This window comes from Paenibacillus sp. BT-177 (assembly GCF_025846815.2).
Classification (GTDB): domain Bacteria; phylum Bacillota; class Bacilli; order Paenibacillales; family Paenibacillaceae; genus Paenibacillus; species Paenibacillus polymyxa_C.
In genome coordinates this window covers 153,650-176,164 of the sequence record NZ_JAOYTP010000006.1, presented here as the reverse complement: position 1 = coordinate 176,164, position 22,515 = coordinate 153,650, and the positions used below count along the sequence as shown (strand labels likewise).

General features: G+C 46.0%; 21 protein-coding genes. 6 read left to right on the top strand and 15 right to left on the bottom strand.

Annotated elements, in window-relative coordinates:
• Positions 1–80: 80 nt before the first annotated feature.
• From OIU26_RS18690 to OIU26_RS18655, 8 genes are all read right to left on the bottom strand, one after another.
• Complete coding sequence (locus OIU26_RS18690; RefSeq protein WP_264217648.1) at positions 81–1,730, bottom strand: response regulator transcription factor; 1,650 nt, start codon at positions 1,728–1,730, stop codon at positions 81–83.
• Positions 1,723–3,513: a cache domain-containing sensor histidine kinase gene (locus OIU26_RS18685; protein ID WP_013373120.1), complete on the bottom strand. Its 1,791-nt coding sequence runs from the start codon at positions 3,511–3,513 to the stop codon at positions 1,723–1,725. The genes OIU26_RS18690 and OIU26_RS18685 overlap by 8 nt, the downstream gene beginning before the upstream one ends.
• A gap of 125 nt (positions 3,514–3,638) precedes the next feature.
• A complete protein-coding gene (gene def / locus OIU26_RS18680; protein WP_016324730.1) occupies positions 3,639–4,220 on the bottom strand; it encodes a peptide deformylase in 582 nt (193 codons plus the stop codon).
• Positions 4,221–4,507: 287 nt separating this feature from the next.
• Positions 4,508–5,482, bottom strand: a complete 975-nt coding sequence (locus tag OIU26_RS18675) for a polysaccharide pyruvyl transferase family protein (protein ID WP_064963580.1) — start codon at positions 5,480–5,482, stop codon at positions 4,508–4,510.
• On the bottom strand, positions 5,457–6,836 hold the full coding sequence (locus tag OIU26_RS18670; RefSeq protein ID WP_102163506.1) for a lipopolysaccharide biosynthesis protein: 1,380 nt from the start codon (positions 6,834–6,836) through the stop codon (positions 5,457–5,459). The genes OIU26_RS18675 and OIU26_RS18670 overlap by 26 nt, the downstream gene beginning before the upstream one ends.
• 73 nt (positions 6,837–6,909) lie before the next feature.
• Complete coding sequence (locus OIU26_RS18665) at positions 6,910–7,863, bottom strand: glycosyltransferase family 2 protein (RefSeq protein ID WP_436449171.1); 954 nt, start codon at positions 7,861–7,863, stop codon at positions 6,910–6,912.
• A 39-nt stretch (positions 7,864–7,902) separates the two neighbouring features.
• Positions 7,903–8,844: a glycosyltransferase family 2 protein gene (locus OIU26_RS18660; protein ID WP_016820344.1), complete on the bottom strand. Its 942-nt coding sequence runs from the start codon at positions 8,842–8,844 to the stop codon at positions 7,903–7,905.
• A gap of 205 nt (positions 8,845–9,049) precedes the next feature.
• On the bottom strand, positions 9,050–9,850 hold the full coding sequence (locus OIU26_RS18655) for a DUF1836 domain-containing protein (protein WP_058711501.1): 801 nt from the start codon (positions 9,848–9,850) through the stop codon (positions 9,050–9,052).
• 254 nt (positions 9,851–10,104) lie between these two features.
• Here OIU26_RS18655 and OIU26_RS18650 point away from each other — a divergent pair, with 254 nt between their 5' ends.
• Both OIU26_RS18650 and bacA read left to right on the top strand, forming a co-directional pair.
• Positions 10,105–11,445, top strand: coding sequence for a hemolysin family protein (locus OIU26_RS18650; RefSeq protein WP_192811785.1), 1,341 nt, complete (start codon positions 10,105–10,107; stop codon positions 11,443–11,445).
• Positions 11,446–11,573: 128 nt separating this feature from the next.
• Complete coding sequence (gene bacA / locus OIU26_RS18645; protein ID WP_013373128.1) at positions 11,574–12,371, top strand: undecaprenyl-diphosphate phosphatase; 798 nt, start codon at positions 11,574–11,576, stop codon at positions 12,369–12,371.
• 126 nt (positions 12,372–12,497) lie between these two features.
• On the opposite strand, the gene OIU26_RS18640 is transcribed toward bacA, so the two are convergent.
• Complete coding sequence (locus OIU26_RS18640) at positions 12,498–12,824, bottom strand: thioredoxin family protein (RefSeq protein WP_019688638.1); 327 nt, start codon at positions 12,822–12,824, stop codon at positions 12,498–12,500.
• 157 nt (positions 12,825–12,981) lie between these two features.
• Positions 12,982–13,893 carry an aldo/keto reductase gene (locus OIU26_RS18635; protein ID WP_165082574.1) on the bottom strand — a complete coding sequence of 304 codons (912 nt, stop codon included), beginning with the start codon at positions 13,891–13,893 and terminating at the stop codon, positions 12,982–12,984.
• Between the two features lie 219 nt (positions 13,894–14,112).
• Between OIU26_RS18635 and OIU26_RS18630 the strand changes: the two genes are divergently transcribed.
• Together OIU26_RS18630 and OIU26_RS18625 are read left to right on the top strand one after the other, a co-directional pair.
• The gene (locus OIU26_RS18630; RefSeq protein ID WP_264217645.1) at positions 14,113–14,640 is read left to right on the top strand and encodes an RNA polymerase sigma factor; all 528 of its coding nucleotides are present in this window, start codon (positions 14,113–14,115) and stop codon (positions 14,638–14,640) included.
• Positions 14,633–16,069 carry a hypothetical protein gene (locus OIU26_RS18625; protein ID WP_264217644.1) on the top strand — a complete coding sequence of 479 codons (1,437 nt, stop codon included), beginning with the start codon at positions 14,633–14,635 and terminating at the stop codon, positions 16,067–16,069. Before OIU26_RS18630 ends, OIU26_RS18625 begins: the two co-directional genes overlap by 8 nt.
• Positions 16,070–16,168: 99 nt before the next feature.
• Here the strand turns inward: OIU26_RS18625 and OIU26_RS18620 are convergent, their stop codons facing one another.
• The 5 genes from OIU26_RS18620 to OIU26_RS18600 are packed head-to-tail and all read right to left on the bottom strand — an operon-like array spanning position 16,169 to position 20,584.
• Positions 16,169–16,912, bottom strand: a complete 744-nt coding sequence (locus OIU26_RS18620) for an alpha/beta hydrolase-fold protein (protein ID WP_264217643.1) — start codon at positions 16,910–16,912, stop codon at positions 16,169–16,171.
• 33 nt (positions 16,913–16,945) lie between these two features.
• Positions 16,946–17,926, bottom strand: a complete 981-nt coding sequence (locus OIU26_RS18615; RefSeq protein WP_264217642.1) for a siderophore ABC transporter substrate-binding protein — start codon at positions 17,924–17,926, stop codon at positions 16,946–16,948.
• 12 nt (positions 17,927–17,938) lie between these two features.
• Positions 17,939–18,697 carry an iron ABC transporter ATP-binding protein gene (locus tag OIU26_RS18610; RefSeq protein WP_013373133.1) on the bottom strand — a complete coding sequence of 253 codons (759 nt, stop codon included), beginning with the start codon at positions 18,695–18,697 and terminating at the stop codon, positions 17,939–17,941.
• A complete protein-coding gene (locus OIU26_RS18605) occupies positions 18,691–19,641 on the bottom strand; it encodes an iron chelate uptake ABC transporter family permease subunit (RefSeq protein ID WP_017425553.1) in 951 nt (316 codons plus the stop codon). Before OIU26_RS18605 ends, OIU26_RS18610 begins: the two co-directional genes overlap by 7 nt.
• Complete coding sequence (locus OIU26_RS18600) at positions 19,631–20,584, bottom strand: ABC transporter permease (RefSeq protein WP_264217641.1); 954 nt, start codon at positions 20,582–20,584, stop codon at positions 19,631–19,633. The genes OIU26_RS18605 and OIU26_RS18600 overlap by 11 nt, the downstream gene beginning before the upstream one ends.
• A 260-nt stretch (positions 20,585–20,844) precedes the next feature.
• Between OIU26_RS18600 and OIU26_RS18595 the strand changes: the two genes are divergently transcribed.
• Both OIU26_RS18595 and OIU26_RS18590 read left to right on the top strand, forming a co-directional pair.
• Positions 20,845–21,522: a response regulator transcription factor gene (locus tag OIU26_RS18595; RefSeq protein WP_025674742.1), complete on the top strand. Its 678-nt coding sequence runs from the start codon at positions 20,845–20,847 to the stop codon at positions 21,520–21,522.
• The gene (locus OIU26_RS18590; RefSeq protein WP_064963589.1) at positions 21,523–22,443 is read left to right on the top strand and encodes a sensor histidine kinase; all 921 of its coding nucleotides are present in this window, start codon (positions 21,523–21,525) and stop codon (positions 22,441–22,443) included.
• Positions 22,444–22,515 lie beyond the last annotated feature (72 nt).

Below are 22,515 nucleotides of genomic sequence, written 5' to 3'. Positions count from 1 at the left end.
AAAAAAGCCTCTCTTCATTCGAAGGACATACCTCCGACATCTGCAAGAGAGACTTCATAACGTTAAACCTAGGAAATCGATCAACAGCCATCTGTTCCTCCGTTTTTTTGGGTCTGATTACGATAGGAGGAAGGTGACATACCGACATATTTTTTAAATTTACTATGAAAATAATCTGCATTCGCATATCCCACGCGACCCGCCACTTGGTGCACCTTAATCCCCTGTGCAAGCAATTCCCTTGCTCGCTCAATCCTTACCTTATCCAGGTAGGCATTAAAGGCCTCGCCTGTATGACTTTTGAACAGTTTGCCCAAATACCCACTATTGTAATTGAACATATCCGCCAGTAATTCCAGTCGCAAATTTTCATCATAATGACCATGTATAAAGTCAATCATTTGCTTCATGATGATCTCCTTGCCACCCGTATCAGTCTGGCCAATCCACTGCAACACATGCTCGAGCGAGTGATCCACCAGCTCGCCCAATGTTGAATAAGCATATACATTGGTAATCAGGTTAGAGTGCTCCTCCAGCACGGTCCGGCTGTGTTCTTGTCCAGCTGCATACTTGTTCAGTGCCAGTGTGAATGTCTGAGCGAATGCCGCCTTGATTGCAGATTCTGTACGATAAATCTGTGGAAATTGGACTTCCATGTCCTTAATGACACGGGTCGCCACTTTACCATTAGCCATATCCAGCGCATAGTACAGCTTTTCTGCATAACGCATGGGGTCATCCGAGGCTCTATCAGACGCTTCATCCATTTCAGCATGGACTGTCTCCCATTCACGTAGGTCTCCAGGAAGCATGACTCTTTCTGCCCGGAACAAAAACGTACGCTCCAATAATCGTAACGCTTGTTCAAAAGATCTGGGGATATCGCTAAGAATGTCTACCGGAGCGCCAGCAGCCCCATAGATTTCATTTACCCAAGGCTTTAGTTCCTGTCGCCATGCAGCCAGCAACTGAACAGCATCTTGCTCCGTTTTTAACATGGCGGGAAGCAATAGGCCCGTATATATTCCAGCCTCAAACACAATGCCTCTATCCTGATCACGACACAATTCCGCTAGCCGCTGCTTTGCTGCCAACTGCCGGGCTTGCCGATCCCAGTCAGGTATACGCAAATCCAGCAGAATCACCTGATAGCTACTCCAGTCCAATGCTGGTAACGCTGGCTGTTGTCCATGCTTTCCAGCGTCGCTTTGGTGATCAGCTTGCTTGGATGCACGATGGCTGGGTTCTACAGCATCCCGAGGGTGCTCTGAATGAACCGGAAACAACAGTGCTTCAATCCAATCGCGCTCATGCGAAGATGGACTCCCCCACTTTCCATCTCCCTTTTCATTCTCAATGCTTTGTCGTACTCGTTTCAGCTCTAACGTCATTTCTTCCTCATCAACCGGCTTCAACAGATAACCATCCACCCCGAATCCCATGGCTTGCCTAGCATAATTAAAGTCTGCATATCCGCTTAAAATGAGAAAGTGAAACGGCTCCCCATTCATTTGGCGTATGCTTTGTATAACCTCCAATCCACTCATCCCAGGCATACGAATATCTACAATGACCAGTTCCGGTCGATGCTCTCCGAACTTTTCCAGAGCCTCGCGTCCGTTCTCTGCCGTATCGACGATGCGAAAGCCACAATCCCCCCAGTCAATAATGGAAGACAGTCCTTCACGAATCGCAGGCTCATCATCTACAATCATCGCTTTATACATTCGACGCTTCCTCCCTTGGTATGGAAAAGTATACGGTTGTTCCTACCTGTAATGCGCTTTCAATATGCAGACCATAACGTTCACCATACATCAATGTCAGACGTTGATGAACATTACGCAGACCAATACTGCTCCCTTCCGGCTCCTCCGTACCCGTGATCCGAGCCAACAGACGGGTCAGTTGTTCTTCCTTCATGCCAATTCCATCATCAGCCACTTTAATGTGCAGTTCTCTTTGTTCTATTGTGATATCTACCTTCACGGTAACTGGCTCTTCCTTATTTTCTAGGCCATGAATAACTGCATTTTCCACTAGCGGTTGTATGATTAAGGGAGGAATCGACATGTCCTTCGCGCTTTCTTCCAAATTCACTTCATAGACCAAACGATTCCCAAACCTGAACTGCTGAATTTGCAAATAGGATCGCACCATATCCAGCTCCTGTAATACGGTTGTTTTACCACTGCCAATCTCCAGATTCCTGCGCATCAGCCTGCCAAGCAAACGGACCGTCGTTGCAATCTCTGCTTCCCCATTCAAATGTGCTTTCATTCGAATGGATTCTAACGCGTTAAACAGAAAATGCGGATTAATTTGGCTTGCCATCATTTTTAGCTTGATATCCTTTTGTGCCAATTCAAGCTTGTTGTTATGCTCACTCGTCTCATAGACCTGTGCCATAAGCTGGCGGATACTACTTACCATGTAGTTGAAACGGCGCGATAAATCACCGATCTCGTCCCTTCCCTCCACACTGGATACTACATGAAAATCACCCGCCGCTACCTGACCCAGCTCATAGCTCAGCCGCTGGAGCCGTTTGGTAATAAGCCAGGAAATGATGGTAATCAGAATCAGCGCCATGATGAGTACCGCTAGTACACATAATGCACCAATCAGGCTGACCCGGTTCGCCCCCTGCACGATATGTTCCGTGGAAAACACCGAAATAATTGTCAATCCGCTCACACTTGAGGTTGGCAGCAGCTCATCCACAATAATGTTCGAGGGCGTTCCATTGATTTTTGCTTCATATATCCCCTTACCTGCACGCTGGACATCAAAGCCTAAATGTAAATCGGTCAACGTCTGACCTACCGACTGTGGATGGGTAGCTGCGACCACAATCCCGTTACGATCCGCAATCAATGTTTCAAAGGGCTCCTTGCTTAGCATATGATTCAACTCGGTCTGACTCAGTGCAATCATCAGAACTCCCTTGGAATTGTATTCGGGAAAAGGAATTTGCCGTACCAGGCTGAGGCGATTAACCGGGGTATCCTCCTTATCCTGAATGTAAAACCAGTTAATCGCCGTCCCCTTCAAAGCCTCCTGGAACCATGGCTGCCGCTCAATGTTAGAGTCCACAGGAATAAACTCCAGATTGTTGACCAACGTCGGATTGTACGAATAGAACCGGATTGTAGCAACCTCTCTATATTGCTGGGTGTACTCATTAAAATCCTTGTATTGATGGTACGCATTCATGAGCTCCACCATGCCGGGATAACGACGGTTCGCCATCTCCTTTAGCCTTTTATCGAACATCAGCCCATTTGAAATATCTGTTGGCACACGTAGTAAATTTGCTGTCTGGCTCTTAATCTTTTCCACATTATTTACCGTCTGGGCAATCGCACTGTCCAGTGCCTGCTCTCGCAAATAAAAAGTAACGCAGCCGCCCACCACCAGCACTGGGATCATGACAATCAGTACGTAGGAGAAGAGCAGCTTATTCCGCATACGCATATTATTCATCAGATGCCGGACTCCACGATACATGCCATCCCTCCCGCGAAATAAGCGCTTACATGTTTTCAGTTTAAAGCTTCACAACATTTATATCCATATTTTCTTGCAAAATAAAAAGGTGGTGAACGGAGTCACCACACTTTACAGATCACGAACTATTTACGTACAAAAGGTTCGATATGCACTCCCTGTGGCAGCTTATGCGGATCTTCCGGGTTGATACGGTCATAGAACATAATGCCATCCAGATGGTCCATTTCATGCTGTACAACAATCGCTGCATAACCCTTAAACGTTAACAGCTCCTGAGTTCCGTCCGGCAAATTGGCCTTGATGCGAATCTTCTCGTAACGCGGTACATATCCGGGTATATACCGATCTACAGACAAGCATCCCTCCCCCTGTTCCAAGTAAATCATGGATGTAGAGTGGCTGACCAGCTTCGGATTAAACAGGGCGTATTCTACCGTTTGGTCTCCGTCCTCATAATAAATAGCACACATTCTTTTATTTAACCCAACCTGGTTGGCGGATAGTCCTACACCCGGGCGCAGCTCATAGCGGGTGGCCAGCTCTTCATTTTGGCTATTTTTCAGATAATCCAGCATCCATTGCATCTGTTGAAGATCCTCTTCAGACAGCGGCAGACATACCGGATCAACCTTTTTGCGCAAAATCGGTTCCCCTTCACGCACGATATCCTTCGTGAGAAGCATGTCCATCGATTGATTGCTCATTCGTCAGCCTCGATTCATTTAAATAAATATACGATCATGTGATGTACAGCAAAAGCTGGAGAATTCCGCGCTTTTCTGCAAGTTTTATCCCATAAATTATATCTATTCATGAAATGAATTGTCAAAATAGAGCGAAAATATCCTCTCTTATAGATTAAGTCATTAAAATATTCATTGCGTTAATTGTTTATCTAATTAAATTATACTTATGCTCTTTGTAGTACTGAACCAAAAACCTCCTAAACCAATGAAGTGTTCAGGAGGTCTTTAACTAGCTTTTCTTACGATTAAGACGGCTGCTCTAATGCTTCAGGTGTTTCACTGAACAGCTTTGCCTTCGGATTCGGCTGTGTCCAGGTATTATAATATTGCGAATTCTTGCCGTAAGAATTGTCAATGACAACATGCGGCATATCAAGCAGACAGGCCAGAATGTGACCGTGCAACCGTGAAGTGCGAACCTCACGGTAAGAACTGAACAGCGTAACCGCCTTGTTCATGAGATGGTCAGTGTACTTGTACCAGAATGTACGGGTAGGCAACGGGCCACCAATTTTCTTATTCAGACGGTAAAACTTTTGGAAATAGACGATCCCCTTCACTTCCAGCGGAGTGAATAAAGTATCCCAGTCCAGACGGTGAGAGGCATCAGCCTCGTCATCGAATTTCTTTTGCCCCCCCACCGTTTCAATATCCGTACGCAGGAAGTACAATACATCCTTCACGGTTTCCGTAGTTGGCTTCAATGGCCAAAGCTGGTGCGCCATATCAGGACATAATGTGATGCTGCACTGGTTCAGCTTATCCTTAGCCCACTGATAAGAGCGTGTATCCCGCACAAACATATGTAGATCCGGGTGAGCATTAAACAGGGCAGCCACCTCATTAGCCTTCTGTTCAGACTGGAAGTGGATCGTCTGCGGCATGATTACAATTCGGTGGTTAGGGAAATCACGAACGATGCGTTCTCGCAAATTTTGGTGATTTGAATATAAGTCGCCAAAGTTGCCACCACCGTGGCATACGATAATCCAGTCGCCCGGAATATGAAGCTGATCGGGAATATCCATGGCGCTATAACGGGCACGGACACGAATATCATTATCCTTAAAGAACGCTTCGGTGCCTTTCATGATCAGTACATCCCCACCGTTATTATAGACGGGATAATCGACATAAATAATATTCGAACCTTGAGGGACTACGTCGAGAATGACGCTTAGCTTATTTTTTAGTTTAGCCATGGGATGCGAATTCGGCATCTTTCAGTTCTCCCTTCCTGCGCTTCTTTTGTATAGTCTGTAAGACAAATGTAATATCACTTTTATCAAATATGATCCGGGATAGCGGAACATTGAAAAACATGGGGAACGAGAACAGCGAGAACGCCAACCGTACACAAGCACCTACAAGCAAAGCAATAGCAATGCCGTCCAGACCGAAGATCGGTGTACAAATAAAAAACAGACCGACGGTGATCGCATAGGCTACAATTTGCCGGAACAGTACCAGTCCCGGACGACCGAGTGCGTTAAAGGCCGAAGCCAAAATCCATGAGCCACCACCAATGATACATTCCAGTGACAGCAGGTAGAACGTTAGCGACGCTTCCAGAAAAGCGGGACCGTACAGCAATCCCAGCATGTATCGTCCAATGAAGAGAGCCGGTACAATGACGATTAGCATCGCAGCCATAGAGATGCGAAAAGCACGACCCACCGTTTCGACAATTTTGCCGTGTTCCATCCCTGTCACCTTCGGGAAGGTGACATTAGTGACGGCATTTTGCACCACATTGAACACACGGGACAAGGCGTAGACAACAGAGTACAGACCGAACGCTTTGGGTGACAGCAGCGCCACAATTACGATTTTGTCCGTTTGTGTGGACAGCGTCCCCATCAACTCCATCCCATACACCCGCGCTCCATAGCTATAATAAGGGCGCAGCACTTGGCGGCTGGTCAACGGACGAAATGCGCGCAAATTCATATGCTTGCGCAAACGGAGGAACGCCCACATGAGCGCAAGGAAACTCGCAGCAAAATTCACTGCCCCCGCCAGTTGCACATTGAGTAAGCCCATCAGCCACAGGGTCACTAGACCGATGAAATTCAGTAACGGATAGTAAAACAACAGACCGTTATATACGCTAAATCGATCCAGTCCTTGCGATAATGCCGTCGTGAGTGCTGTAAGTACCGCTAGCGGTACTGCTGCCGCACAATAAATCTGCGACAGTTGGATGATGTCTGCACCATAGCCATTCAGCCACAACGGCATACATATCCAGGCCACCGCTCCCGCCAACAGACTGGCAGGCAACTGAATCCAGAGCGACAACGCCAGCAGTTCTTCCGTCGTGCCTGTTTTCTTCTTGAGGTTATAAATTAACGATGTTGGCAAGCCGAAGCTCAATACACTGCCGATCAGCGTAGGCCAGAACAGAACAGCCGCCAGTTCACCTTTCCCCTCTACTCCGAGCATACGTGCGGTCAGGATGGAAGTCAGGGTCGTGACGATTAGCACAAAAAAATTGTTAAAGCTTGTGCGCATGATCGTTTTGGCGAGACTGTCACCCGTGAATACTTTCCTTGCTGCTGTCCATGTGCTCATGTTACGTCCAACTCCTGTTCCTTATTAAGCCTCTCGTCTCTATGCTCACATCGCGTCTTTTGACGCACCTCCATCAGCCCACCGTTTTTTTGGAATTGCGCTCAGACAACTGTCCTCCGCTAACAGGCTCCTTCGTACTTGAGAAAATTTCTTTCAGTGCTCTTCTATAGCCTTGAATGGCTTTATGATTTTTTTTGGGTCTTTCCCTCAAAATCTGATACAACGTCGTCCAATATAGGGCTGCATAACCGATCGGCCCAGACCCCTCGTCACGTAGTAGATGAATATGATTCATCACCCGCATATAAGTAACCTGTTCCATATTGTCGCGCGAGGACGGCGATTCGTGATGAAGCAGCGTAAGCGCCGGATTAATATACAATGGACCGCTTTTCATGGCGATACGGGAAAGTAATAAATCCTCGCCGACGCTATAGCTTTGCAACCAAGGTACCGGCTCCAGACTTAGAATCGCATCACGGCGAAATGACATATTACAACCATGAAAAAACTGGGTCTTAAACGTCTTCTTGGCCTTATGCCAGTTGTACATCGAGCCAGACTGACCGCTGAGGGACAATCTTCCTTTGGACAAGGATTGCTGGAACGAAAGCAAGCAGCGAATCGTACCCATGAAACTGTTATTCATTCCCTGTGCTATGCCTCCAACACCAGCTGCCTGCGGATACGCCTCATAGGTGCGCATTAACTCATTCAAGTAGTTGCTCGGCAGCTCAACATCATCGTCAAGGAACAAAATGATGTCACCTTGGGCAAGCTCCACCGTCTTTACACGTGATAACCATAGTCCGGGTTGCTCCTTACGATGATATCGGTAGGCAATTCCCGCTCTGCCCAACTGACGCTCATAACGTTCCAGCACATGCTTTGGCAGTTTTCCGTCATCAATAATCCACAGCTCGGTTTCACATGCCTCTGGTGCTCCCCCCATGGCAATTGAATTGATGCATCGGGTCAGGTCGTCAACCCGATTGCGGGTGCACAGAGCAATGGACAAGCTTAACATCATACTCCCCCTTTATCCTGTCAATGTGTATAAAGCAGATTACTGAACCGCCGGGCCTAAATATTCGTTATATTTTTGCTTACGCGGGTTCAGAATGAACAACACCCCCTGCTTGTATCCATCTGCTGCGTTAAAATTACGGCGCAGCGTTTCTTTGAGCATCAAGTAGGTTAAGGTCCATAAAAGAGCTCCATACTGGATAAATCCCGCCTTTTTTAGGGCAAGAAAATAATAGTGGTTAATTGCTGTCGCCTTGGCTACTTTGCCCGCCTTATCGCGCGAGCTTGGAGATTCATGATGGATGATTTTTAAGTCAGGATTAATCACCAGTTTGCCGTAACGGCTCGCTAACTGGCACATGTACAAGTCGTCAGCCACCGCATAGCTGGTCATCCACGGATACGGCTTCATGTCCCGAAGCGCATCCCTCCGAAATGACATATTGCAGCCATGGAAAAATTCAGTGTCAAAAGTCTCAGTTGCTTCGCTCCAACGCAGCAAAGAACCTGCCAGACTACTGGGTGAGAGCTTGCCAAGGGAAGAAGACATCTGAAAAGTCAAAACGCCAAGCAGCTTTCCTGCCCGGCTTGAATGTAGTCCCTTTGCAATCCCTCCAACACCTACAATCGTTTCATCCTGTTCGTAGGTATCGAGCAAGCGCCGGATATAGAGTTTATCGTCCAGTTCGGCATCATCGTCAAAATACAGCACAATATCATACCGCACGAGAGACAAGGCCTCATAGCGGGATAACCAAACGCCGGGACGACTTTTTTTATAATATTTGAGAACACCTTGAGGCAATCCGGATACCATGTGACGGTACTGTTCAATCTGTTGGTCGGAAATATCGCCGTCATCAACAATCAGCAGTTCTACAGCTGTATGCTCCAATTGCTGCTGTGCAGCAATAGATTGTATACAGCGTGTCAGGTCTTCGATCCGGTTGCGGGTACAAATGATGATGGAGACATCGGACATGCCATTACCTCCTGTGTGTGTATCCAGATGCTTTGGAAGAGATATTCAAAGTTTTTCCAATTGCTGGATTATATATGTTTATTGTATCTTTGACAGCGTTTGAGTGTATATACCTCTTTTGTATACTTTTTCAGTCTCCAAAAGGGTAGACAATCCTCAAAAAAGAGCAAAAAAAATAGGATCGGCCTCTTGCGCCAATCCTAATCTATCCTTGAAAATCCAAAAATAATGTCGCATTCACATACCGACGCGCCATCGACAAAAAATAACTATTTTGCACCGATACCGCTGCTACCAGCAAAGTATTACGCACTGCTTCACACTGGTTGGGGGTCAAGTGCTGTAAACGACAAGTATATTGATCTGCAGCCTGTACCAGCAGTTCTTCTGTCGCAGCTTCCTGCCGCTTCTGTCCTGTAGCAGAATTTCCGTTGTCTTTGGCATACCCTGCTCCTGTCACATCAAGCAGTTGGTCTCCGTTCGCATCCAGTTCTTCAAATAAAGTTGAATATGCAGCGTACAAATCGACCGGCTGAATCAGATCATCCGTATCATCTTCAGGCTGTTGGAACAGGATATGAAATAGCTGACGGATGGATTCAAAATCAAGACATGATTTTAAATCTTCCACGATAAGCAATATGGCTGCCTGGTTGACTGAGTATTTTTTGCCGATCTTCGGAGCGCCGAGAAACTCCTTAAAATCACGTTTGACCCAATTTTGCATAGAGGCGAGTGAGACATGGCTATATTCCACCAGTTGGCCTAGAGAAACAATTTCCTGCAGCGAAAAGGCTGCGCTGTGCTTGCCCTTGATGATTTTATCCAGCACAGGCGTCACTTCGGTATATAGAAATGTCGGCATGGTGCTACCGGAACGGGCAAGATGGCTATGAGTGCGCCTCCAAGCGTCTTGGAGAACAGCCAAAGGCTGCAAATCGCTGCGACCTTCCATGGCCAGCAGCAAATGGGCCATATCACGGCGAGTGAGGGTAAAAGACTCCATCTGCTTTCCTCCCTTTGTTACATTTCAAGTTCATTCGAACTCATCATACGCCCTTAAACTAGGCTTGTAAAGTGAAGCAATGAGCCGTGCGGGTTCTATTATGCCTTATTTTTCGTGTAAATTAGAGGTAGGTGACCTGCTACGATTCCATATGAACCTTGTATATTTTCTTTTAAGTTCTTAAAATAAGTTCAAGTGAACTCAAAACAGAGTTCCTTAAAAAATTGAACGAAAAAGGGATGAGTGAAAATTATATGGGTATAGGTGTCAGTCTATTTTTGTTTGCGGTGTTGATTTTATTTAGTGCTTTCTTCGTGGCTACCGAGTTTGCGATTATTAAAATCCGTTCCAGCCGGGTAGATCAGCTGGTCGTGGAGAACCGTAAAAACGCACTGGCGCTACAAAAAGTCGTCAATAATCTGGACGGCTACCTGTCCGCCTGTCAGCTTGGTATTACGATTACAGCGTTAGGACTCGGTTGGCTCGGTGAACCGACTGTAGTCAAACTGCTGGAGCCTCTCTTTCAACAGCTCAACATCAATGGGGAGTTTTCACATATCCTGGCCTTTATTATTTCATTTGTCATTGTAACTTACCTGCACGTGGTGATCGGCGAACTGGCTCCCAAAACATTGGCGATCCGCAAAGCGGAAGCTGTCAGCCTGTTAACCTCTCCAGTCATCGTGTGGTTTAACCGGATTATGTATCCGTTTATCTGGCTCCTTAACGGCTCGGCCAATCGCCTGGTTCGTCTGTTTGGTCTTCAACCGGCTAGTGAGCATGAAGAAGCGCACTCTCAGGAAGAAATTCAGATCATTTTGTCCGAAAGCGTGGAAAGTGGTAAGATCAATAACACCGAATATGGCTACGTAAATCGTATCTTCGCTTTTGACGAGACCGTTGCCAAAGAAATTATGGTGCCACGTACAGATATGGTATGCTTGTTTACGAATCGCTCGCTCAAAGAAAACATGCAGACTATTCACGAAGAACAGTATACCCGTTTTCCGGTAGCGACAGACAGCAAGGATCAGATCATTGGTATGATTAATACCAAGCAGCTATTCCTTGAGTATGATCGCAATCCCGAGCTTGTTTTCGATAGCCTGATTCAACCGATCCTGACCGTTCCGGAAGTTATTCCCGTCAACACGCTACTGAAACGTATGCAGAAGGAGCAGGTTCATATCGCTCTCCTGGTCGATGAATATGGTGGAACCTCTGGTCTGATTACCATTGAGGACATTTTGGAGGAGATTGTTGGCGAAATCCGGGACGAATTTGATAAGGATGAACGGAAGGAAATCGAGAAACTGACGGAGAACAGTTATTTGATGGATGGTAAAGTGATGCTTTCCGATCTGAGTGATCTGACGGGCTTGACATTGGACGATGAAGACGTGGATACTGTCGGAGGGTGGGTGTATAGCCGGGTTCCGGAACCGAGACAGGGCAAGGAATTCATAGAAGATGATGTGAAATTTATCATTCGAGAAATGGGTAAAAATCGTATTCGTCGGGTAGAAATTATTTTACACCACAAATCCCCGACCTCGGAAATGGAGTCGGAATCGGACACTTCTTCCCAGGAGTGAACCTTTGTGGTCTGAGCGACCAGCATACTGCACTTGGCACTTGCGTTCACTCCTACTGAAATGACATATTTTTAGGGCAAACGACTCAGGTTGTTTGCCCTACATGCGTGTAAGGAGGAGCTAATAAATTGGATATTTTATCATCTATTATTATGGGTATTATTGAAGGGCTGACAGAGTTTTTGCCGGTCTCTTCGACGGGTCACATGATCCTTACGGCTGATCTTCTAGGGTTGAACACCGAGAATGATACGGTCAAAACATTTGAGGTTATCGTACAATTAGGTGCTGTGATGGCGGTCGTTGTATTATACTGGCGCAGATTCCTCAGCCTGTTTGATTTCAGACGCAAAATCTCGTCCCAGCCACGTCTAAACCTGTTACATATTATTTTAGCCATGATCCCTGCGGGATTAATTGGTGTACTGTTCCGTGATGTAATCAAGCAATACTTGTTTGGTCCTGAAACGGTTTTGTACAGTTTGGTCATCGGGGGCTTGCTCATGATCGCGGCTGAAAAATTCCATCCGCCTATTAGATCACATACGTTGGATGAGATCACGTACAAACAAGCCTTTACCATCGGTGTGTTCCAAGTCCTAGCTCTGTGGCCAGGCTTCTCTCGTTCAGGCTCAACTATGTCTGGGGGCCTATTCGCACGTGTAAGCCATACGGCAGCCGCAGAATTTACATTCCTCGTATCTGTTCCGGTCATGCTGGGTGCATCGGGGATTGATATGATTAAAAGTATGGATCATCTGTCTATGAGTGATTTCCCGGTGTTCGCAGCCGGCTTTATTACTGCATTTATCGTTGGTATGCTGGCAATCAAAACGTTCCTCGGTCTGCTCAAGCGCTTGAGCTTGACTACGTTTGCCATCTACCGTTTCGTGCTGGCGGCTGTGTTCTTTTTCATTATTTTGTAATCATTGTTTGGTATCCTACAACCAAAAAGGGATATCCAAGTGGCCTTAAGGTCAGCCTTGGATATCCCTTTTGCTATTTCGCTGCTTGGGTAGATCATCCTGATCTAGATCTACCATGCGAACTAATTACTGTTTGGATTCCAGCGTAGTCAGATATTCCGAAACTTGAGCTGGCGTTTTGGCGTATTTGCTGTGCAAATGAGCAATTTTCTCCCCATTACGGAACACGAGCAGGCTTGGAATGCCACGTACTTGATTTTCTTCGGCAATCGGCTGGAATTTCTCGGCATCCAGCGCAAAGAAACGCTTATCCGCGTTCTCCTTCATAATGCCATCCATAAATTTATCCAGCGTCTTGCAATCTGGACACCAGCTGGTATCAAATTTCACGACGGTTAGACCGTCACCGTTAATTAAATCCTGATATTGCTGCTCAGATTCGATGCGTTCCATTCGTTGGTCCCTCCTAGAGTGAATTGATAATATCTTCACATTCACATATGAATGATAAATCAGGCTTATTCCTATATTGTAATGATTCTTGTATATATTGCAACTGGGATGAGTACATGTTCGAGCGTATACTTCATTTATCCTATTATGGCTCGAGTCAGCGGTATTGCGCGTCATAACGATTGGCTCGGCAGATTTGCTGTAGCGTCTCTCGCTCGTGCTCAGTTAGCGGTGCAATATCTGCTGCAGAAATATTATGCTCCAATTGCCCCAAAGAGCTTGCACCCGGGATCACAGCCGCGACAGCCGGATGAGACAGGCTATAACGGATTGCTGTCTGCTCCATACTACGCTCTGGTCCTGCAAATGCCTTTAATTGCTTGCGCATGTCCAGTAGCTCTGCTTCTTCGTAGTCTAGGTATCCCTTCGCTGCCTTTTCTTCCCCCTTGTCAGCCAATACACCGCTTGCCACGGGTCCACGTGCAATCACGCTAATTCCCCGCTCCTGCAGCAAAGACAATACTTCCTCCTCTGCACGCCGGTCTAGTAAACTATACTGATTCATAACACTAACGATATTCGAGCGTTCCACATATTCACGGATAACATGCGGGCGAATGGAGGAAATACCATAGTAGCGGATGACACCCTCCTGCTGCAGTTGCTCGAAAGCCTCAATGGTTTCATCGATCGGATCGTCAATCGTCCCTCCGTGCAGCTGATACAGGTCGATATAGTCCGTTCCCAGGCGGCGCAGACTCTCTTTAACGGCGGACAGGATATATTTCTTGGACGGGTCCCATCCCCAGCCCTCCTGTCCCGGTATACGCCGATTGCCGACCTTGGTCGCCAGGATAACATCCTGCCGCCGTCCACGGATGGCTGCCCCCACAATTTCTTCATTGCGTCCATGCTGGTACAAATCGGCCGTATCCAACAGATTTACGCCTCTGTCTAATGCTTCATGAATCAAGTAAACGGCTTGCTGCTCCTCCGTACCGATCGACATACATCCCAGGCCGATCTCACCTACCAGCAAATCCGAAGATCCCAGGCGGTTTTTTTTCATGGTTGTCTCCCCCTTACGTTCGTTATTATGTAACATCAGATATTGGATATTTCTTTATTATACGTATTCAAGCGGCCCAAACCAAACTTGAACCGGCTCATTAGTACGGAGGTAAATTCATCCAGTAAAAAAATAAAACGTTTTGGGCTCTTCAATCCATCCTTATCTATAGATTCCCATGAACCGGCCGGACATGGCAGATAAAAAAGGGAGGTCCGCATGGAAGACAAAGAACTTGCAGAGTCCGCCTGCCAAGGGGATGAGGATGCATTTTTCACCTTGATCACCAGACACAACCGACGACTCTACGGCATTGCATACAGCTACCTGCGTAATGAAGCAGATGCACTGGATATGCTTCAAGAAGCCACTTACCGTGCATGGTCCCAATGCAGCAAATTGAGGGATCCCGCGGCGCTGATTCCATGGATCATCCGTATTCTGATGAACTGCTGTATGGAAGAACTCAAGCGACAAAAACGGCGCCGTTCCCAGATTCCTGTTCTTGTCACGGAAGGGGTTGCCGAAATGGTAAGTGACAGCAAGCTGGACATGCAGCAAGCCCTGAGCCGCCTTAAACCCAAATATCGGCAAGCCCTCCTGCTGAGATATTACGATGACATGACCGTACCCGAAATTGCGAAGATACTTGGCAGATCAGAAGGAACCATCAAGACCTGGCTGCATCAAGGGCTGAAGCAGCTGCGGCACAAAATCCATCATGGAGGTGAAATACAGCATGGCTGATCAAGAGGAGTTGTGGTTCAAGCAGCAGGTACAGGAGGCCAAACAAGCTGCCCAACAAGTGTCTGCCGAAGCGATGAATCTGGCTATGCGGCGTGGTATACAGCGGGCCAATAGAGATAAACCCCTTCGGGGCACAGGATTTTGGTCCATACCTGCAGGCAGGCTAAAAATCATAGCCGTTGTTCTGCTCGCCTTGTGTATCGGGGGCGGAATCTGGGGAACCCGGCATTGGCTGACACCGCAAACGGCGACAAAGCCGGTGCAACGACACCATGAAATCCCGACTTATGTAAGTCGTCTTTTCGGTGAGCAGGACAACTTTACACTCGCGCTTCAGCAAGCAGCAGCACATGATATCTATTGGCCAGTAGAACAAAGCTTTATATCCGGAGATTATAAGGTAACCATTGATGGAATGGCTGCGGATAGCCAGCGGATTATTATTTTATATACGGCTGAAAATAAAGGCTCCAAATCCCCCTTGCAGCTGCAAAGCAATGTCAAACCACGGCTGCTTGGTTCGGATGGCAAGCCGTTAGATGGTTCCTTTACTTGGGATACCCGCAGCAAGGCTGGTCCTGATCAGACCGTGGTCTCCAACGTTATGGTCTTTGATTTTGAACAGCCGGGGCAAATCCCCAACGCACTAACCTTGTCCGCAGTCTGGCAGGCTCAGGCCCGGCAAGGTTCTTCTGTCAAGCCCCAGGCAGAACACTTTAGCATTCCCTTGACTTTGAAGCCAGGACCGGATGCTGCACTGCGCGAAGTGAAAGATCTCAACCGGGACATTGCCGTCGAAGACCAGCATATCGAGCTGCGGCGGCTCATCAGGACACCGTTAAGAACGGATGTGGAGATTCGCTTTAAACCTACAGGGGGACGGGAGATTATAGATACGGATCTTTTTATGAGTCTGGTTTCCAGCCAAGTTAACCGTTCTGCCCATCCATCCTATGAAAACCTACTGAAATACGATCGCACCATTACGACCAAGCAAGGACAAATCTATTACTTTACAAGCAGCTTTTTCTCAGAGCATAAACAGATTTGGCTCAATATTAGTAACCTTCGATTGAAACCGGATAAAAGCGTATTTATTACTCTTAATACGATAACCAAAACAATCGTTAAATCTCCGGATAAACACATTAAACTCGATCAATATATTAATAATCCGACACATCAGCGACTTCGTTTGTATTTAAGATACCAGTTTACGGAAAACTCAGGCGGCCTCTATTTTCAAATGGCAAATACGTTCATTGACGGCAGGGGACAGCGACATATACTGGCTGATGCAGGTACCGGCCTGGACGGATTTGTAATCTCAAACCATGAGCAGTATCCGCAGCCACTTACTTTTGAGATCGTGGATTATGGAGGACATTCCCGGGGATTTCCGCAGCCTCTGGAAATTCAGATACGTTAAATCAGCCACTCATCCGAATGCTATCTAAATAAACGCCAAAGGATCGAGATGCCATATCTCTTCCTTTGGCGTTTATGATTAAAAACCAATCTTAAAACATTATTCAAGCAACCACTTAACGGCACGGGGAAACTGGTGCCGAAAGTGATCTATGTGGTGCACGGCTCCCTCAACTTTGATCAGCCATACCTCACGTTCCGTAAAACCATGCGCAAGCAGCACCTCGTGTGCCTGGAGGGTCAACGGTACCATGTCTTTTTGCACATTCGTCTTCCCTTCGCCCTCACGGGTCCCGACAGAGATGTATATACGGTGTGTCCCAGCCATTACAGTGGCAAATGATGCAGATTGCATATAATTGATCATACCGGGAAACCAATACGAACCCGAGATCGAACCAATACGTCCAAATATATGCTGATAACGGAAGGCTGCATACATGGAAATCAGTCCACCCAACGAAGCACCAATCATCCCTGTATGCTCCAACCCAGTTTGCACTGGATATTTTGCCTCGACGTATGGCATTACTTTTGTAACTACAAACGTCAGATACGCATCTCCGCCACCGCCAAAAGCAGGTCTTCCCTCTACTAAAGCAGCTGCCTCCCAAGGCGTATAATCATCCAGCCGATTCACAGGCTGAATGCCCACCAGCATTACACGGGGCAGCTCTCCCGTAGAAAAACCTCTTTCCAGCTCATCCAACCCGCTTAGAAATAAAGAGCTGCCATCCTGTACATACAGCACAGGATACAGCTCATTATGATTCACAGATACGGGAGGTGTATAGACGTGCACAAGATACCCATCTAATGAAATTTCATCTACATGACCTTTCATCCTACATAGTCCCCCATGATGTAAATGTATGCATTACAGTGCAGCATCTATTTCCTTGATCATTTCAGATACGGATTCCAGACCATTACCTGACAGGTACCAGTAGTTAGGATCCAGGTATACAATATGACCGTTTTTATATGCATTGGTTTTCTTCACCAGTTCATTCTCAATGGTTTGTTTACCTGTAACCTGTTCCTTGCCTTCCTCGACCACCACAGCCCCACGGTCAACGACAAAAATATAATCAGGATTTTTTTGCTGTACATATTCAAAAGAAACCTTTTGTCCATGCGTCGATACTTTAATGCCAGGATCTACAGGAGTTACGCCAAAAGCATCATGAATGATACCGAAGCGGGATTGTGAGCCGTATGCACTCAGGCTTCCTTCATTTGTCAGTACGATCAATCCTTTAGCCTTGCTCGCTACAGCCTTGTCATGTACAGCCTTAATGGAGCTATCAATCGCAGCCAGTTCTTGTTTGGCAGCTTCCTCTTTGTCGAAGATTTGCCCCAGCGTTTCAACGTTTTTCTTAAAGGAATTGATATAATCCTTGGTGTCTACAGCCATCGAAATCGTGGGTGCAATTTTGCTCAACTCTTTATATGCATCAGCTTGTCTGCCACCAATGATGATCAGTTCAGGAGAGAGATCACTGATTTTCTCGTAATCCGGCTCAAACAGCGTGCCCGCACTTGCATATTTGGAATCTTTATATTTGTTCAAATACGTAGGAAGATCCTGCTGCGCTACCGCCGCAACGTCTACGCCCAGCTTATCGAGCGTATCCAATGAACCAAAATCAAAAACAACGACATTCTTCGGATTGACTTTGACTTGGACCGGGTTTTCATCCAGTGCGTGTTTGACCGATACAGTTTTGGATTCCGTTGTTGCAGTTGAGGAGCCATCGCCAGTCGCTTCCTGTGTTGCCGGAGCCGCTTTGCCACAGGCCGATACGACCAGTACCAGTGCAAGCATCAGTGTTAAAAACATCAAATTTTTCTTCATTTTACATTCCCCCTAAGTGAAGTACACACAAATTTTATGATCACCGATCTGTTGAATCGGAATATCCATATCGTACAAATCTTTTAATACCTGACTATCTATCATCTCGTCAGCCGTTCCTTGCTTTAGCAATCTGCCATTCTTCATCCCGACAATATGGTCCGAATAGCAGGAAGCAAAGTTAATGTCGTGAAGCACCACCAGAATCGTTTTGCCCAGATCATCCACTAAATTGCGTAGCGTCTTCATAATCTGAACCGAATGCTTCATATCCAAATTGTTCAGCGGCTCATCCAGTAGTATGTATTCCGTGTCCTGTGCCAGAATCATCGCAATAAAAGCCCGCTGCCGCTGTCCCCCACTGAGCAAATCAATATGTTTGTCCTTCATATCCTCCAGTCCCATGTAGGCCATAGACTGCTCTACCATTTTGCGATCCTCGCTGTTCAATCTGCCCTTGGAATACGGAAAACGGCCGAAGCTGACCAGCTCCTTCACGGTTAAGCGGATGTTGACATCATTGGTCTGTTTTAAAATGGATATCTTCCGGGCTAGCTCCTCACTTTTGGTCAGGCTCACGGCCTGTCCGTCAATGAGGATTTCTCCCTCATCACTATCTGTTAGGCGACTGATCATCGACAACAGGGTGCTTTTCCCAGCGCCGTTAGGTCCAATAAAGGAGGTAATGGTGCCTTTAGGTATAGTGACGGACACCTGCTCCACCACATTTTTATTTCCGTAGCGTTTGGTTACGTTTTTGACTTCTACCATGATTTATTCTCCCGCAGCAAAAGGTACAGGAAGTACACCCCCCCGATAAAGTTAATAATGACGCTGACTGTTGTCGATAAGTCGAATACTCTTTCTGCCAGCAGTTGGCACCCTGCCAAAGCAATGACACTAACACAGATGGAGGCCGGAATAATATAACGGTGCTGATAGGTCTTCATCACCTGATAAGCCACATTGGCCACAATTAATCCGAGAAACGTGATCGGCCCGACAAGTGCCGTGGATATGGAGATGAGAATCGCTACAATAATTAGCAATCTTTTGATGATATAACTGTAAGGGAGGCCTAAATTAATGGCATGCTCCCGTCCGAGCGACAGCACGTCCAAGTACTTAATGAACCTCCACGCATAAGCAAATACAAGTACAAGCACGAATACAGAAAGCCATAACAGTTCGGTGTTTACATTACTAAAGCTGGCAAAGCTCTTGTCCTGAATTTTCGCAAATTCATTTGGATCAATCAGTACCTCCATAAAGGTAGACAGACTGTTAAACAGCGTCCCGAACACCAGACCAATCAGCAGAAGTACATAAATTCCCCGTCCATCCTTGCGGAAAATTAACTTGTATAGCAATCCCGCGAACAACACCATCATCCCCACTGACAGCAAAAAGTTTAATTCTTTGCTGGTCGAAATCAATGGGACGGAACCAAATGCAAAAATAATCGTCGTCTGAATCAGCATATACAGTGAATCCAGCCCGATAATACCCGGAGTCAAAATCTTATTATTCGTAACCGTCTGGAAAATAACGGTCGCAAAAGCAATGGAGCCACCTGTCAGAATGAAAGCTGCGACCTTTTTCAATCGTCGCGGCAACGCGTAATGCCAGGTGTGCGGAAGATCGATAAACACAAAAGCAGCAATCAACACAAGTGCGGCAGCGGCTAATATTCCGATTTTTAATTTAGGATTCATAAGCCCTTCTCCTCAGCAGCAAATACAAGAACAACGCGCTCCCGATCACACCAACCGTAAGCCCTACAGATATTTCATACGGATAAATGATCACCCGTCCCAAAATATCGCAAAACAGCACAAAGACGGCGCCCAAGATCGCTGTATGAGCCAGGCTCTTTTTCAGATTATCCCCCATATACATACTGACCAGATTGGGTACAACCAGCCCCAAAAAGGGAATCGTACCAACGGTTAAGATGACAACAGAGGACACCAAAGCCACGATCACCAAACCCACATTGACGGTGCGCTTGTAATGTACGCCCAAGTTGGCTGCAAAATCCTCACCCATACCTGCAATTGTAAAACGATTCGCATATATGTACGCCAACGCGACCAAAGGAACACTAAGATACAGCATCTCATAGCGACCACTCATAATTAGAGAAAAATCCCCCTGCATCCACGAAGAAATGCCCTGAATCAGATTGTATTTGTAAGCAAAAAAAGTCGTCACCGAATTTAAAATGCCCCCAAACATCAGACCAACAAGCAGAATAAATACCGGGTCCTTGAACCGGATTTTATCCAGTATCTTCATGAAAATCAGCGTTCCCCCTAAAGCGAATCCAAAAGCCGTCAGCATCTTCGTCCAAAATCCTGCCGCTCCAAACACCATAATGGCCATCAGCACACCTAATCGTGCCGCATCCATCGTCCCTGCGGTGGTAGGCGAAACAAATCGGTTCCGAGTAAGCTGCTGCATGATGAGCCCGCAGATACTCATACTCGCCCCTGCAATAATGATGCTGATCAAACGTGGGAATCTGCTAATCAGGAGCACCTGCGCTTGATCGTTAGATAAGTGGAACAAATCAAGTGGAGTCACATCATGAACACCGATGAACACCGAGGCGAAGGCTAGTACCAGAATAGCCAGTATTAAATAACGCAATTTCATCTCTAACTAAGGGAGCCTGTCCAATAACTCGTACCAAGCTTCGGCCCTGTCCTCCCCTCCAATAATGATAATCATTATCAAAACAACTAGGATAAATTATAGCAGTGATATTGTATCTGTCAAATTCTTCGAATTGTTTTAAGCATGACCAAACAGCCGTGCGATAACCAGTGAGCAAATACGAGCAAAATCCAGTAAACTAGAAAGAGAGCCCGTGAGTCCATCTATATTTAGTTGTGAAAGCATATAGGAGGAAAAAGATGAACCGCATATTAATCGTTGAAGATGATTTAGCTTTGAGTAATGGCATTACTCTCGCTCTTAAAGGACCTAACAACGAATTTGTGCAAACACATGACCTTAGTACTTCAAAAGAACAATTGGCAAGCGCTGCTTTTGACCTAGTGATTCTTGATCTAAATTTGCCAGATGGAAACGGATTAGATTTTTTAACCGATATTCGTAAAACAACAACTTTACCGGTCATTATTTTAACTGCACATGATATGGAAACAGATATTGTAACTGGCTTGGAATTGGGCGCCGATGACTATATCACTAAGCCCTTCAGTCTGATGGTATTAAGGGCAAGAGTAGACGTCCAGTTAAAAAAGATCAAGCGTGTTCTTGCAGAAACCATTCAGATAGATGCTTTTGCTTTTTCATTTGATAAGATGGCGTTTGCTAAAAAGGGTACACCTGTGGAGCTAAGCAAAACGGAGCAGAAATTGCTTCGCCTCTTAATTGATCATCGTGGGAAGATCCTTACCCGTGATCATTTGGTAGACAGCATCTGGACAGATGGCGCTGAGTATGTGGGCGAAAATGCCTTGTCAGTCACCATAAAAAGGCTACGTGACAAGCTGGAGGACCTTCCTTCCTCTCCTCAGTACATTAAGACTGTGTACGGTATCGGATACACTTGGGCGGTGAAATGAATGACGACCCTGAATTATGCGTGTTTTGGAATTGCTATTACTGCTCTTTTCATAGCCGGGGTTACCATTCTTCTCTATCGTAAGAACGTACATAAAACAATGAAGACTATGGATCATATGATTGAAGCTGCAATTAGTGGCGAGTTTTCAGAGCGTGTTTTTGACGAATCCGTCTTATCAGCAGTAGAGGCCAAGCTTGCGCAATTTCTTTCCATTTGCTCCGTTTCCTCGAAAAATTTGTTGGCAGAAAAAAATAAAATAAACGAGCTCATTTCTGACATCTCGCATCAAACGAAAACACCTATTGCTAACATCATCCTCTACTCACAACTGCTTAATGAATATGATTTGCCACCGGAAGGCTCCACTTGTGTAAAGGCTTTATCCACACAAGCCGAAAAGCTTCATTTCCTAATCCATTCCTTAGTAAAAACATCACGGCTTGAAACAGGGATTATTAAATTGTCGTCAAGGCAGGAGTCAGTTCAGAAGCTACTAACTACTGCACTGGAACAAATTATGCCGAAGGCAAACGCTAAAGGGATTTCGATTACTATGGAGAGTAAAGAAGAAATCCAGGCCTGTTTTGATTTAAAATGGACGGTTGAGGCGATCTATAATATTTTGGACAACGCCGTCAAATATACAGAAATTAGCGGGAATATATTCATTAATGTGAGTGCTTATGATTTATTCTGCCGAATTGATATTACTGATAATGGCATTGGAATTGCTGAGGAAGAACACAGTAAGATTTTCAAGCGCTTCTATCGGTCACAAACTGTAATCTCGCAAGAAGGTGTCGGGATTGGACTATTTTTAGCAAGAGAAATTGTTTCGGCTGGGGGCGGATACATCAAACTATGGTCACGCCGAGGCCGTGGTTCCACCTTCTCGATTTTTCTCCCCATAGACAAGTAATTCTTACAACACTGTTAGATTTCAGAAAGATTGTAGAAAGATTGATATGGTAAAGTCTGTATTGCGAAGTAT

Bases quoted from the DNA above. Each gene is read 5' to 3' on its own strand.
- OIU26_RS18690 (WP_264217648.1), bottom strand. From the start codon at position 1,730: ATGTATAAAGCGATGATTGTAGATGATGAGCCTGCGATTCGTGAAGGA.
- OIU26_RS18685 (WP_013373120.1), bottom strand. From the start codon at position 3,513: ATGTATCGTGGAGTCCGGCATCTGATGAATAATATGCGTATGCGGAAT.
- def (WP_016324730.1), bottom strand. From the start codon at position 4,220: ATGAGCAATCAATCGATGGACATGCTTCTCACGAAGGATATCGTGCGT.
- OIU26_RS18675 (WP_064963580.1), bottom strand. From the start codon at position 5,482: ATGCCGAATTCGCATCCCATGGCTAAACTAAAAAATAAGCTAAGCGTC.
- OIU26_RS18670 (WP_102163506.1), bottom strand. From the start codon at position 6,836: ATGAGCACATGGACAGCAGCAAGGAAAGTATTCACGGGTGACAGTCTC.
- OIU26_RS18665 (WP_436449171.1), bottom strand. From the start codon at position 7,863: ATGTTAAGCTTGTCCATTGCTCTGTGCACCCGCAATCGGGTTGACGAC.
- OIU26_RS18660 (WP_016820344.1), bottom strand. From the start codon at position 8,844: ATGTCCGATGTCTCCATCATCATTTGTACCCGCAACCGGATCGAAGAC.
- OIU26_RS18655 (WP_058711501.1), bottom strand. From the start codon at position 9,850: ATGGAGTCTTTTACCCTCACTCGCCGTGATATGGCCCATTTGCTGCTG.
- OIU26_RS18650 (WP_192811785.1), top strand. From the start codon at position 10,105: ATGGGTATAGGTGTCAGTCTATTTTTGTTTGCGGTGTTGATTTTATTT.
- OIU26_RS18640 (WP_019688638.1), bottom strand. From the start codon at position 12,824: ATGGAACGCATCGAATCTGAGCAGCAATATCAGGATTTAATTAACGGT.
- OIU26_RS18635 (WP_165082574.1), bottom strand. From the start codon at position 13,893: ATGAAAAAAAACCGCCTGGGATCTTCGGATTTGCTGGTAGGTGAGATC.
- OIU26_RS18630 (WP_264217645.1), top strand. From the start codon at position 14,113: ATGGAAGACAAAGAACTTGCAGAGTCCGCCTGCCAAGGGGATGAGGAT.
- OIU26_RS18625 (WP_264217644.1), top strand. From the start codon at position 14,633: ATGGCTGATCAAGAGGAGTTGTGGTTCAAGCAGCAGGTACAGGAGGCC.
- OIU26_RS18620 (WP_264217643.1), bottom strand. From the start codon at position 16,912: ATGAAAGGTCATGTAGATGAAATTTCATTAGATGGGTATCTTGTGCAC.
- OIU26_RS18615 (WP_264217642.1), bottom strand. From the start codon at position 17,926: ATGAAGAAAAATTTGATGTTTTTAACACTGATGCTTGCACTGGTACTG.
- OIU26_RS18610 (WP_013373133.1), bottom strand. From the start codon at position 18,697: ATGGTAGAAGTCAAAAACGTAACCAAACGCTACGGAAATAAAAATGTG.
- OIU26_RS18605 (WP_017425553.1), bottom strand. From the start codon at position 19,641: ATGAATCCTAAATTAAAAATCGGAATATTAGCCGCTGCCGCACTTGTG.
- OIU26_RS18600 (WP_264217641.1), bottom strand. From the start codon at position 20,584: ATGAAATTGCGTTATTTAATACTGGCTATTCTGGTACTAGCCTTCGCC.
- OIU26_RS18595 (WP_025674742.1), top strand. From the start codon at position 20,845: ATGAACCGCATATTAATCGTTGAAGATGATTTAGCTTTGAGTAATGGC.
- OIU26_RS18590 (WP_064963589.1), top strand. From the start codon at position 21,523: ATGACGACCCTGAATTATGCGTGTTTTGGAATTGCTATTACTGCTCTT.